This is a genomic window from Aeromonas sp. MR16 (assembly GCF_022549315.1).
Lineage (GTDB): Bacteria > Pseudomonadota > Gammaproteobacteria > Enterobacterales > Aeromonadaceae > Aeromonas > Aeromonas aquatica.
Map to the genome: position 1 here is coordinate 397,202 of NZ_JAKZFK010000001.1, position 13,192 is coordinate 410,393.

The window sequence follows — 13,192 nt, forward strand, 5'->3', positions numbered from 1 at the left end:
ATGGGGCAGGTTTATTCACAAGGACGATGCAATGACAAGGATCAGGCTCGAATACCACGGCCACGTGGCCTACATCACCCTCGACCACCCGCCAGCCAACACCTGGACCCTCGCCAGCCTGCAAGCCTTCTTGCAGATGATGGTGGAGCTCGATGGCCGCCCGGACGTGGTGGCCCTGGTGATCCGCGGGGCGGGGGACAAGTTCTTCTGCGCCGGCGCCGATCTCAAGATGTTTGCCGATGGCGATTTGGAGCACGCCCGCGCGGTGGCCGAGGCTTTCGGCTGCGCCTTCGAGGCGCTTGCGCGCTTCCACGGCGTCAGCATCGCCGCCATCAATGGCTATGCCATGGGGGGCGGGCTGGAGGTGGCGCTGGCCTGCGACATCCGCATCGCCGAGCAGCAGGCCAAGCTGGGGCTGCCTGAAGCGTCGGTGGGCTTGCTGCCCTGCGCCGGTGGTACCCAGCGCCTCACCGAGCTGGTGGGGCCGGGTTGGGCCAAGCGCATGATCCTGTGCGGCGAGAAGGTGAGTGCCACCCTGGCCTACGAAATGGGGCTGGTGGAGGAGGTGGTCACCGAAGGCCACGCCTGGGCGGCGGCGCAGCAGATGGCGCAGCTGGTGGAGCGCCAGAGCCCGAGCGCCTTGCGTGCCTGCAAGCAGTTGATTAACCAGGGCCGCAGCGGCCATCGAGATGACGCCCTGCCGCAGGAGCGCAGCCTCTTTCTCGGCCTGTTTGCGGACGCCAACCAGCGCGAGGGGGTTGCCGCCTTCCTGGAGAAGCGGCCGCCGCGCTGGCACTACGGCGCGTCGCCCAAGCAAGATGGAGGGGCCCATGAGTGAAAGGCTACGGGCATCTTTACTATCCCACGATGATGAACATCGGAATACAAGGTGGTGCAGATCATGAGTGAAGCTGTACGGATGGCTCTCTATCCCACGGGGGATGGCCATCGGATCGGCGTGCTGACCCTCGACAGTCCCGCCTCCCTCAACGCCCTGAACCTGCCGATGATCCAGCGCCTGCAGGAGGTGCTCACGGCCTGGGAGCGGGATCCCGCCGTGGTCTGCGTCTTGCTGCAAGGGGCCGGTGAGAAGGCGTTCTGCGCCGGCGGCGACATCCGCTCCTTCTATTACCAGAAGGAGGCCAGCGAGCATGAGCAGTTCGTCTTTGCCCGCGACTTCTTCGAGCAGGAATACAGGCTCGATCACCATATCCACCGCTATGCCAAGCCGCTTATCTGCGTGGCGGACGGTATCTGCATGGGGGGGGGTATCGGCCTGTTCGCCGGCGCCGATTTCAGGATAGTGACCGAGAAGAGCCTGTTCGCCATGCCGGAGGTGACCATAGGCCTCTATCCGGACGTGGGGGCGAGCTGGTTCCTGAGCCGGATGCCGGGGCGACTCGGACTCTGGCTCGGGCTGACCGGGGCGCGCTTCAACGGTGCCGATGCCATCGGCCTCGGCCTTGCGGATCACGCCATGGCCAGTTCGGAGCGCGCCGAGCTGCTGCCCCGCCTGGCCGCCCTCGACTGGTCGGGAAACGAGCCTCGCGAGCAGCTGGATCGACTGCTCAGGGGCCTGCAGACAGAGGTTATTGCTGATTTCCCGGCACCCATACTCTTGCCTCATCAGGTCAGGATCGATGGGCTGATGGCCGGCCGTACCCTGCAAGGGGTGCTCGACCGGCTGTTTGAGGCCGGCTTCGACGATACCGAGGAGCGCCTGGCCCAGGCCCGGGAGACTTGCCTCAGCGGCAGCCCCATCAGCCGCGCCATCCTCTGGCGCCAGTATTGGCAGGCCCGCCGCCAGTCCCTGGCGGAAGTGTTCGCCGACGAGTTGGCGCTGTCGGTCAACTGCGTGCTCAGGGGGGACTTCGTGGAGGGGGTGAGGGCGCTGCTCATCGACAAGGACAAGTCGCCCCGCTGGCTGGCGCCGCAGCCCGGCACTGACTGGCTGGATGAGTATTATGTGTGGCCCCAAGGGATCAACCCCCTGCAGGCTGGCGCCCGGTAGCGCAACGCAAGCACAGCGAACAAGAGAGCAAGGAGCAAACAATGACAAGGATTGGATTCATCGGGCTCGGCAACATGGGGGGCCCCATGGCCGCCAACCTGGCCAAGGCGGGACATGCGGTACAGGTGTTTGATCTGGTGCCCGACAGCCTGACCCGGGCGATCGCGGCCGGTTGCGTCGCCGCCGGCGATGCCCGCGAGGCGGTGAGCGGCTGTGAGCTGGTCATCAGCATGCTGCCGGCAGGCGAGCACGTGCGCGGGCTCTGGCTTGGCGAGAGTGCGGGAGAGAGAGGCGGGCAGGATCTGCTGGGAGCCTTGCCGGCGGGGGCCCTGGTCATCGACAGCTCCACCATAGACGTGGCCTCGGCCCGCCAGGTGGGGGAGGCGGCGCGAGCCCGAGGTATCCGCTTCCTCGACGCCCCCGTCTCGGGAGGCGTGGCGGGCGCGGCGGCGGGGACGCTGACCTTTATCGTCGGCGGCGAGCAAGCGGATTTTGAGGCGGCCAGACCCATCCTGGCCCTGATGGGGCAGAACCTGTTCCACGCCGGGGCCCTGGGGGCGGGCCAGATCGCCAAGATGTGCAACAACATGCTGCTCGCCATTCACATGGCGGGCACCGCCGAGGCGCTGGCGCTCGGGGCGAAGGAGGGGCTGGATCCAAGCGTCCTCTCCACCATCATGGGCAAGAGCTCGGGCAACAACTGGAGCCTGGAGCGTTACAACCCCTGGCCCGGGGTGATGGAGAACGTGCCCGCCTCGCGCGGCTATCAGGGGGGCTTCATGACCAAGTTGATGGTGAAAGACTTGGGGTTGGCCATGGCGCTGGCCGAGCACGCCCACAGCGCCGTGCCGCTTGGAGCCCTGGCTCGCAACCTGTTTAACCTGCACGCGAGCCAGGGGCAGGGATCCAAGGATTTCTCCAGCATTCTCGAGCTCTATCTGGACAAATCACAGCCGGGTTAGGTGGTGGCGAGCCGCCCATCATCCCATTTATCGAACGTCTTGACCGTACTGAGGCCAGCGGCCAGCCCAATAACCAGGAGCATTCATGGACATTCATAACAGAGTCATTGCCATCACAGGGGCGGGACGGGGGCTTGGCCGCGCCATCGCCCTCAGTCTGGCCAGTCAGGGGGCCGTGCTGGCCCTTATCGACGTCAATCGCGCCGATCTGGAGGTGACCGAGGCGGAGCTGCGCAGCCGTGACGGGCGCTGCACCCTGTTCGTCTGCAACGTGGCCGACGAGGCCGACGTGGAGGCGACCTTCGCCGCCATCAAGGAGCAATGTGGCGCTTTGCACGGCCTGATCAACTGCGCCGGGATCCTGCGGGACGGCATGCTGATCAAGGTGAAGGAGGGGGAGCTGGTGGAGAAGATGAGCCTGGCCCAGTGGCAGGCCGTCATCGACGTCAACCTCACCGGCACCTTCCTGTGCGGTCGCGAGGGGGCGGCGCTGATGGCAAAGGAAGGGCAGGGGGGTGTCATCATCAATATCTCGTCGATTGCCCGCGCCGGCAACATAGGCCAGAGCAACTACGCCGCCAGCAAGGCGGGGGTGGCCTCCCTGGTGGTGACCTGGGCACGGGAGCTGGCGCGCCATAAGATCCGGGTGATGGGCATAGCGCCCGGTGTGTTTGCCACCGACATGACGGCGGCGATGAAGCCCGAGGCCATGGCCCGCATGCAGCAGGCCATCCCGGTCGGCACCCTGGGGCAGGGGGGGCAACTGGCCCAGACGGTGCAGTTCATCCTCGCCAACGACTACCTGTCCGGGCGGATCATCGATCTCGATGGCGGGTTGCGGCTCTGACCCCGCCTGCGATGCCACGACGCCCCTTGCCACCAGGGGCGTTTTTATTGGTGGGCGGGCTGGCAGGCCGAAACGGGCGGGGTGTTGCCAAGATGAATACCCATGCAGGTCTTGTTGAAAAAGGGGCGCCAGGTCATTGAAAAATGTGAAATATCAACGGGTCTCTCTTAATTTGAACCAGCTCACAGGCCATCAGAGTCAGTGCTGTAGAATTGCGCGCGGTCAAGACGGTGCATGATCGGCGCTATGAGGGATTGCGGTCGGAATAGTCATGCAATATAGTTGCCGCCTTTTTCACGGGGCACGGATTTTTCGCCCCTCCCATGTCGCGCGCAGCATGAATACGGATGCTCTGTAGCCGCCTAATCAAACAGGATTGAGATGGACAAGAAACTAGGGCTAGGCGCCCTCATTTCGCTGGTGATCGGCTCCATGGTCGGTGCCGGGGTCTTCAGTCTGCCACAGAACATCGCGGCTCATGCCAGCGCCGGGGCCGTTGCGCTGGGATGGGCCATCACCGGGATCGGCATGATCTGCCTCGCCCTGGTGTACCAGAACCTCTCCATGCGCCGCCCGGATCTCGATGGCGGTATCTTCAGTTACGCCAAGGCCGGTTTCGGTGATTTCGTCGGCTTCAACGCGGCCTGGGGCTACTGGCTTTGCCAGCTGCTGGCCAACGTCTCCTACGCCATAGTGGTGTTCAGCGCCCTGAGCTACTTCTTCGACACGCCGGACAACGTCATCTTCGGCGATGGCAACACGCCGGTCGCCATCACGCTCGCCTCTGTGCTCATCTGGTCGGTGCATGCCCTGGTGCTGCGCGGGATCCAGGTCGCCGCCCTGGTGAACATAGTGACCACCATCGCCAAGATGGTGCCGCTCATCGTGTTCTGTGTCGCCGTGCTGCTCGCCTTCAACATGCAGACCTTCACCCTGGACTTCTGGGGTCATGGCAACACCGAGCTCGGCTCCGTGATGGATCAGGTCAAGTCCACCATGAAGGTGACGCTCTGGGTCTTCATCGGCATCGAGGGGGCCGTGGTGGTATCGGCGCGTGCCCGTCATCGCAAGGACGTGGGCCGTGCCACCGTGCTGGCCCTGCTCGGCGCCCTGGCGCTCTACGTGATGGTGACCCTGTTCTCCCTGGGGGTCATGAACCAGCCGCAACTGGCCGAACTCAAGAACCCCTCCACCGCCATGATCCTGGAGGCCGTGGTCGGTCCCTGGGGTGCCTGGCTCATCAACATCGGGTTGGTGATCTCGGTGATGGGGGCCCTGCTGAGCTGGACTGTGCTGGCGGCCGAGGTGCCCTACATCGCGGGCAAGACCGGGGTCTTCCCGGCCTGGTTTGCCAAGGAGAACAAGAACGGCTCGCCCCAGGTGTCGCTCTGGTGCTCCACCTGTCTGGTGCAGGTCTTCCTCATCATCATCTACTTCCAGAACAGTACCTACCTGGCGCTGGTCAACATCGCCACCTCGGCGGCGCTGGTGCCCTATGTCTTCTCCGGCGCCTATGGCCTCAAGTTGGCGATGCAGGGCACGACCTACGAGAACCAACCCCACCAGCGCAAGCGTGACCTGCTGCTGGCGCTGGTGGCCACCGTCTACGGCTGCTGGCTGGTCTATGCCGCTGGGGTGGAATACCTGCTGCTGGTGGCGCTGCTCTATAGCCCGGGCATCTTCATCTACTGGAAGGCGCGCCAGCATCACGGCCTGCGCAGCCTCAACCGGCTGGAGCAGGGGATGACGGCGGCCCTGCTCGGTTGCGCCGTGCTGGCGTTCTACAAGGTGATGGACGGTACCATTCCCCTGCATTAATCGGCACAATAAAGAGATGGCCTGGTGCCATCTCTTTTTTTATGCGCGGATCTGGTCAATATGACCACCACATTGCTAGGGAAGGAATTTTTATGCTGTTTTTGGGGTATCTGGTGTTGGGGGCCTTCGCGGGTCTGTTGGCCGGGCTGTTCGGCATAGGGGGAGGGCTCATCATAGTGCCGGTGCTGGTCTTGAGCTTCCACGCTCAGGGAGTCTCCCCCGAGATCATCACCCACCTCGCCCTCGGCACCTCGCTGCCCACCATGATCTTCACCGGCTTCAGCTCGCTGCGGGCACACCAGGAGGCCGGCGCGGTCGACTGGGTGATGATCCGCCGGCTGGGGGTGGGCATGCTGATCGGCGCCTGGCTCGGCGGCATGACCGCCAGCCAGCTCAGCGCCAGCACCCTCAACATCATCATCGGTTGCTTCGCCTGGACCATGGCGGTGCAGATGGGGCTGAACCTCAAACCCAAGGCGGAGCGCCGTCTGCCAGGCCCCATCGGCACCGGTATCGCGGGCACCTTCATCGGCTGGCTCTCGGCGCTGTTTGGCATAGGGGGCGGCTCCATGACGGTGCCTTACCTGAGCTGGAACTCGGTGCCGATGCGCAACGCCGTGGCGGCCTCTGCCGCCTGCAGCATCCCCATCGCGGTGGCGGGCAGCCTGAGCTACCTCTACGCCGGCTGGGGCCGCACCGACTTGCCCGAGTGGAGCGTCGGCTACATCTATCTGCCGGCGCTGCTCGGCATCATCCTCACCAGCACCCAGTTTGCCCGCATCGGCGCGCGGCTGGCACACCGCCTCTCTCCCCAGCGGCTCAAGCAGGCCTTCGCCCTGCTGATGCTGGTTGTGGGGGCAAAATTCATGTTATTTAGCTGATTTATTGGCAGATTGCCGAAAAAGCAGGCGAACGGTTCGGCTCGGGGCAGAAAGCCGTTGCATTGACCGGCCAGTTTGCCTATTCTCCTCGCCGGTGGTCCTATTGGTCCTCTCGCATTGATAACCCGTCGACCTGGTCAGGACCGGAAGGTAGCAGCCAAGGTGGGGGACTCGAGTGCCGGGATGTGGCTGGTAGGGCCACCACTTGTTTCTGCAGATCAATAAGTTACAACCTCTAATCCCCTTCAGACCTCTTGGTAATCCACTTTGTGTGGATGACTGATCGCATCTGCAATGCGTTTCTGGCTCAGTTCCCGATACATCAGTCTCTAAGACATTTGCTACCTTCGGAAGATCGGCACGCCTGCTGTCGTTGCCGACGGACATCCATAAATTGCTCAGCATGCGGGATAGGTTGGCAGTCCATAGCAAGCTCGCCCTGTTGCTTGTCTGCGCTTGTTCTCGCGTACAACCCAGCCGTCATCTCTGCCATGGTTCCAGCCTCCGTCCCCTATCTATGATGTGATCGTACTGATTGCTGTGAGCAATCGGCCGATCCTCTTTGGTATCTGCCGGTTCGGTTACGCGTGTATCCCAGCCCAAGCGACTATGCAGGAGTAACAAGGGCGAACGAGCGTTTTTGAGCACCAGTGGTCAGTTCAGCAACAGCAGAAAGCAGGCTTGCTCAAATGACAGCCCGCCGCGCGTACTCGATGAATGCCTTCAACTTGGACGGTTGATCATGCCGGCTGGGGTAGTACAGAGAGAAGCCTGGAAAGGTCGGCGAGAACGGCGTCAGGACTCGCGTCAGGCGCTTTGCCTTGATGTGTGGCAGGGCCAGCTGCTCAAAGGTGTAGGCGATCCCGACGCCTTCCAGTGCCGCCTCCGTACTGAACAGGGTGTCCGTAATGGTCAGGTTGCCCTTGACCTCGTACTCGACGATTTCCTCATTCACCTTGAACTCCCATTTGTGTATCGCGCCTGTTCCGGCGAAGCGGAAGCGGATGCAGTTGTGCTGCACGAGGTCGTCCGGATGGCTGGGCGCGGGGAAGCGCGCGAGATAATCGGGAGAGGCGACGATGGCGACTGTGATGGGGCCGCCAAGGGGAAGGGCGACCATGTCCTTGTGCAGATCTTCTCCCATGCGAATGCCCGCATCGAAACCCCGCTCGACGATGTCGACGAAGCCTTCGTCATTGGTCAGTTCAAGTTTCACGTTCGGATGCTCACGAAGGAAACCTGCCAACAGCGGTTGCAACACCATTGAGGTCGAAATGCGTGCGGCATTGATGCGTAATGTGCCGGTGGGCCCACCTTGCAGGACGTTCAGCTCTTCACCCGCCACAATGACCTGACCGAGTGCCGGACCGATGCGGGCAAGATAGTCCTCCCCAGCCTCCGTCAGGCTCACGCTGCGTGTCGTGCGATTGAGCAGGCGTACGCCGAGACGCGCTTCCAGCTGCCTGATCGCCTGGCTCAGCGCCGAAGGCGATACCTCCAGTTCGGCAGACGCGGCAGTGAAGCCGCGATGCTCCGCGACTTTCCAAAAGGCCATCAGGCCGTCGAGTTGATTGAGTTTCATATCTTGAAGCATAACTTCATATGGTGTGCAGGATTAAGCTATTTTTCTGCGCTAATGCGGCGCCTATAGTTGCCTTCACCGTGAAGGAGGCACCCATGAAAACCAATCCGCAAGATTGCCATGCCCTTGTGCCTCTTTCCCTCAGGTGTCGTGACGCCCTTGTCAGGGTGATGGGACGCGCGACGCCGAAACCAACAGGCAAGTGAGAAGGCTCATCAGACCATTGATTATTGAGGAAAAGAAGACGATGAAAAACGTATTGATCATCAACGCACATCAGTTTTTTGAAGGCATCTCCGGCGGCAAACTGAACAGCACCCTGGCAGGCGTCATCAAGCAAGAGATGGCAGCGCGCGGCTATGCGGTGAAGGAGACATACATAGAGCAGGGCTACGACGTTCAGGGCGAGGTCGACAAGCATCTGTGGGCAGACATCATCATCCTGCAATCGCCGGTCTTCTGGTTCGGCATGCCGTGGATCTACAAGAAGTATGTCGATGAGGTATTTACCGCGGGCATGTTCCAGCAGCGTTTTCTGTCGGGTGATGGCAGGACGCGCGAGGATCCGCGCAAGCAATATGGCTCGGGCGGCAAGATGCATGGCAAGCAGTACATGCTGTCGCTGACCTGGAATGCACCGAGGGCGGCATTTGGCGATGCTGGGCAGATGTTGTTCGAGGGCAAAACGGTGGATGACGTCTTCGTCAGCAACACGGCCAACTACAGGTTCTGTGGCGTAGAGGTGTTGCCCTCCTTCTCGTGCTTCGATGTGATGAAGCAGCCGGATGTTGAAGGTGCTATTGAAGAATTGCGTGGCCATCTGGATGCCATCTTTTATCCCGTGGGGAGCCCCCTGCCTCAGGTGGAGATCAAGATGGACGAGGCGCTTACACCCCTTTAACGACGATCACATGCTGGTCGACAATGAGGTGAGGGTGTCCACAACGGCACCTTCGACCTGGCCATGCACCGCGGGGACGAGCCTCTCGAGCAGATCAACCGTCTGGCCACGCAGCAGAATATAGCGTTGACCACGCCCCTGATGGTGGAACATCTGGACTTGCTGGCGCCCCATGGGGCAGTGTCTGATGGTGGGTCAACCGGCCAGCGCCAGTCACTGGATCGACGCCGGCTACCAGATGACCATCTTCTCCGCTGCGGAGGAAGCCGCGTTTGAAGGCTCGCTCAAGGGGGGAAACTCCGCTATTACCCGGTCAAGGCGATGGCTCAAGCCGGTGGTCAGATGCGCTTCGCCGCCGAATGGACATCTAAGGTCGTCATCGTCCGTGAGTTGATCACCGGCCAAAACCCCTTCTCCGCCCCCGCACTGGCGAGCGTCTTCGTCTCGGCCCTGGATAAGCGCGCCGAGGCGAACTGAACGCTATTTGCGCAGCCCGGACCGCCATGGAAGCGGCTGCCATACCCCTGCGGCGTCGACCGCCCCGGGGGAATGAAGTGCCGCCAGGCGAGGGAAGGCGCTCCCGGTTGGTCGGAGCCTAAAATGGGATTCGTTCAGGGTTGAAATTACGTAGCACGCCCCCTACACTGCCCGCCCCAAACAGCCTGGTAGAGAGGAGGATAGAAGATGAGAAGAGTCATTCTCACACCCTTGCTGGCTCTTGCCATGAACGGATGCGGGGGTGGAGAAGGCGGGAAAGACGATGCCATTCCCCCCACGATAACAACGTATTTCGAGGCATCCACCCAGAGCACCCAGGGTGGGCAGTTGAGCCCGGCCAGCCTGCGCTTGAGCGCCGGTGAGCAGGGCAGTTTCACCCTAGCACCCGACGCCGGTTATGTGTTGGCGCAGATTTCGGGTTGTGAGGGGACGCTGGACGGCCTCACCTATACCACGGGCCCCATGCGCGGCGATTGCCAGGTCTCGGCGAGCTTCACTCAGGAGACGGCCCCCGTCTATTTCGAGGCCACCACCCAGAGCAGCCAGGGTGGGCGGCTGAGCCCGGCCAGCCTGCGCCTGAGCGCCGGTGAGCGGGGGCGTTTCACCCTAGCGCCCGACGCCGGCTTCGTGCTGGAGCGCATAGAGGGCTGTGACGGCACCCTGCAGGGGCACGACTACATCACAGGCCCCATGGGCGCCGATTGTCAGGTGTCGGCTCGCTTCATCAAGCATGCTGCCCATGCCATTGCCCGTGAGGATCACGCCCTCGCCAGCGACGTGGAGCTGATCGCCCATGCCCGTGGCGCCATCGCTGACAGCGAGGCGCGTCGCACCGAATTGGTCCGCACCCTCTATCAGGGTCTGGGGGCCATCAGCTGGAACCCGAGCCACGACTCCATCACCTTCTCCAGCTTCCAGCCCGAAAACACCGTGACCCTGCTTCCCTCCAACATCAATGGCAAGGGGGAGAGCGAGATCCGCGGCCTGGTGATGGTCTCCGAGCAAGATGACTATCGCCGGGCAGCCATGGGGGCGAATCTGTTTGCGGTGGATCGCACGCCCCAGAGCGAGGCACTGCTCAGGGGTCTGATCGGCTGGCTGACCCGGGGGAAGGATAGTGATGACGATGGTCTTCGCATCCTGACCGCCCAGGTGCCGAGTCGCGCCGACAGCTGGTATTTCCCCCATAACGAGGGGATCCGGGACTGGCTCAAGGCCATGTATCCGGACGCGCACAGCATCAACCAGGCCGATGAGTGCGATTATCAGGCCCTCGGCGCCTGCATCGACCGCATGGCGCCGGATCTTATCGTGATAAGCGACCTCGATCGCCAGGGGCTGGGATACCAGGGCATAGCCCAGGCCATCGCCAAGGCGAAGGCCGCCGGGATCCCGCTGCTGCTCTCCAACTACCGGCGAGAGGCGAGCCCCTTGCTGGCGCCCCTCTATCTGGAGATGGGGCTGGTGACCTGGGGCAACTACTGGTCGAAGCTCAAGGTCAGCAATCTGGCGGCGAGCACCATCATGGCGCCAGATCCCCAGCTGATGGCGGTCGATACGCTGCTGAGCAACCTTAAGGAGGGGGAATTCAGCACCCAATGGCTGGATGCCTGCAGCGGCAACTTCCTCAACTGCGGCGGTGTCGATGAGTTCAATCTGCAGTTCAAGAATGGCGCCGACTGGCTCAGGAATGCCGCCATCACCCTGGACAAGGCGGGGATCAGCCCCTTCGCCCGCGACGGCTTGGCACTGTTGCCGGCCAGCCTGCTGCTGGCCGACAAATACCGCGCCGCCATCGATTACCCCATCGCCTGGGACGAGCATCAGGCCTGGCAGCGGGCGATGTTTGCCGACTGGCTGGTGAGCTATGCCCGTGTTCGCAACCTGGCCCAGCCGGATCTGGGGGAGTACGTCGTCGATCGCAGCCAGGTGTTCAAGGGAGATCAGGCCCATTACGCCTATCCCGCCGTCATCAGCGACAGCCGCCGCATCTCGGTGCCCTATTCCGGGCAGTGGACCTCGACGGGCTGGTATGCCCTGCCGGGGCAGCGTATCACCCTGAGTCGCACGGATACTGCGGATGTTTCCGCTACCATTCGACTCAATTACCACAGACCCAACACCAACAGGGCCTATGAGCAGAAGGTCTATCGGGCGCCGCTGGAGTTGGCCAGCGGGCGGCTTCCTCTGAACAAGGGCAGCAGCGTCAGCTTCACCTCGCCCTATGGGGGCCCTGTCTATCTCTATCTGGAGGGGGGAGACGGGACGCTGCAAGTGGAAGTGACCGCCACCGGCGTGACCCGCCATCCAGCCATCCTGGACTTCAGTGATGAGCAGCAGACCCGGGACTTCAACGAGCGGCTGGATCAGACCGAGCTGCCCCATGTCGATCTCAGGGCCGATGGTGCCGAGCAGCATCTGCGCCGGGATCGCTTCACCGGGGCCATCGGGGGGACCATTGCCGACACCGATGCCCTGCTGGAAAGCATCTCCCGGGATCATATCAACAGCGTCTATACCCTGGCGGGCTTCAAGATCCAGGGCAAGCGCCTGGAGGAGTCGCTGCCTGACGAGGTCAGGCGCGCCTGTGTCGCGCTGCTGGGGGATCAGTGTATCGACGAATCACTGCATACCCGCACTATCATCCAGCATGCCAACTACGACCAGAATGCCCATTGCGGGGTCGGCTGCAGCGGCAACCCCTGGGACTCTTCCGGCAGCATCAGCCCGACCGGTTGGTTGGACAATCACGAGCTGGGGCACAACCTGCAAACCCAGCGCCTGAATGTGCATTATGCCGCCGCCAGCGATGCCGACAACTGGCGCGGCTATGGCAGCCGGGCCGGGGAGAACTCCAACAACATCTTCCCCTATGTGGTGAAGTGGCAGGCCCACTATCTGCGCGACGGCAACCAGGCGCCCATCAAAGATGGTCACATGAATCACAAGGATCTGTTCTACGCCTTCATGTCCGACGCGGCCGGGGTGAAGGATAAGAGCGGCAACCGGGTGGTGCTGGGGGCCAATTGCAGGGTGCTGGATGCGGGGGAGAGTCGCTACGAGGCACCCTGGCAGAGCAATGCCTATGCGGTCCACAACGGCTATCGCATGGCATTTTATATCCAGATGGCGCTGCGCGCCCACGGCATGAGACTGGCGGATGGCACCCGCCTGAGCAACGGCTTCAATATCTTCACCCTGCTCTACCAGCATTCACGGATTTTCGGCGCCGTTGCCGACAACGAGAGCGACTGGAATGCCAACAGGGACAGGCTCGGCTTTGGCCTCTTCCCCTTCCAGGGGCATGGGGTCTATGGCGGCAAGCAGGTGAGAGACATACCTGGCAACGACTTCATGCTGGTTGCCCTCGGCAGGCTCACCGGCCTGGACTGGCGCAGCCACTTCGATCTGCTGGGTCTGCGCTACTCGACGCTTGCCGCCGCTCAGGTGGAGGCGAACCAGCCCTCGGGCGTCCTGCCCATGGGGATGTACGTGCTGGAGGACGATCTCCCGCCCGCCAACATGAGCGAGGGGCTGACATTCCTGCCCCTCTCAAGTACGGATGGCAGCACCCTCTGGCCTCGCGACCAGGGATCGCCGGCCAGCTGTCCTATTCCCTAATAAAGAAAAAACACCCTCAGGGGCGTTTTTTCTTGGTCAGCGCAGGCTTGCCGGCCGCAGAAGGCGGGCTT

Annotated in this window: 10 protein-coding genes and 1 other RNA gene; 10 read left to right on the forward strand and 1 reads right to left on the reverse strand. The window is 62.6% G+C overall.

Translation table 11 applies throughout. The features are described from left to right. Window positions 1–31: 31 nt before the first annotated feature. The 7 genes from MM194_RS01710 (at window position 32) to ffs (ending at window position 6,717) form a co-directional block, all read left to right on the forward strand. Window positions 32–838 carry an enoyl-CoA hydratase gene (locus MM194_RS01710; protein ID WP_241342444.1) on the forward strand — a complete coding sequence of 269 codons (807 nt, stop codon included), beginning with the start codon at window positions 32–34 and terminating at the stop codon, window positions 836–838. A gap of 63 nt (window positions 839–901) precedes the next feature. Further along, window positions 902–2,011 (forward strand): enoyl-CoA hydratase/isomerase family protein, encoded by a 1,110-nt coding sequence (locus MM194_RS01715; protein ID WP_241342445.1) that lies wholly within the window; start codon window positions 902–904, stop codon window positions 2,009–2,011. A 41-nt stretch (window positions 2,012–2,052) separates the two neighbouring features. Beyond that, entirely contained in the window at window positions 2,053–2,973 is a 921-nt protein-coding gene (gene mmsB, locus MM194_RS01720) for a 3-hydroxyisobutyrate dehydrogenase (protein ID WP_241342446.1), read from the forward strand. Between the two features lie 85 nt (window positions 2,974–3,058). Further along, on the forward strand, window positions 3,059–3,820 hold the full coding sequence (locus MM194_RS01725) for an SDR family oxidoreductase (RefSeq protein ID WP_241342447.1): 762 nt from the start codon (window positions 3,059–3,061) through the stop codon (window positions 3,818–3,820). 381 nt (window positions 3,821–4,201) lie between these two features. After that, window positions 4,202–5,638: an arginine-ornithine antiporter gene (arcD, locus tag MM194_RS01730; RefSeq protein ID WP_241342448.1), complete on the forward strand. Its 1,437-nt coding sequence runs from the start codon at window positions 4,202–4,204 to the stop codon at window positions 5,636–5,638. Between the two features lie 92 nt (window positions 5,639–5,730). Continuing rightward, window positions 5,731–6,519, forward strand: coding sequence for a sulfite exporter TauE/SafE family protein (locus MM194_RS01735; RefSeq protein WP_241342449.1), 789 nt, complete (start codon window positions 5,731–5,733; stop codon window positions 6,517–6,519). Window positions 6,520–6,620: 101 nt separating this feature from the next. Beyond that, an RNA gene (gene ffs / locus MM194_RS01740) (signal recognition particle sRNA small type) lies at window positions 6,621–6,717 on the forward strand. A 487-nt stretch (window positions 6,718–7,204) separates the two neighbouring features. On the opposite strand, the gene MM194_RS01745 is transcribed toward ffs, so the two are convergent. Continuing rightward, window positions 7,205–8,101 (reverse strand): LysR family transcriptional regulator, encoded by an 897-nt coding sequence (locus MM194_RS01745; protein WP_241342450.1) that lies wholly within the window; start codon window positions 8,099–8,101, stop codon window positions 7,205–7,207. A gap of 247 nt (window positions 8,102–8,348) precedes the next feature. Between MM194_RS01745 and MM194_RS01750 the strand changes: the two genes are divergently transcribed. The 3 genes from MM194_RS01750 to MM194_RS01760 all read left to right on the forward strand — a co-directional run bounded on the left by MM194_RS01750 (window position 8,349) and on the right by MM194_RS01760 (window position 13,121). Next, entirely contained in the window at window positions 8,349–9,002 is a 654-nt protein-coding gene (locus MM194_RS01750; RefSeq protein ID WP_241342451.1) for an NAD(P)H-dependent oxidoreductase, read from the forward strand. Window positions 9,003–9,323: 321 nt separating this feature from the next. After that, the gene (locus MM194_RS01755) at window positions 9,324–9,479 is read left to right on the forward strand and encodes a hypothetical protein (protein ID WP_161785840.1); all 156 of its coding nucleotides are present in this window, start codon (window positions 9,324–9,326) and stop codon (window positions 9,477–9,479) included. Window positions 9,480–9,827: 348 nt separating this feature from the next. Further along, window positions 9,828–13,121, forward strand: a complete 3,294-nt coding sequence (locus MM194_RS01760; RefSeq protein ID WP_241342452.1) for an ImpA family metalloprotease — start codon at window positions 9,828–9,830, stop codon at window positions 13,119–13,121. Window positions 13,122–13,192: the final 71 nt, after the last annotated feature.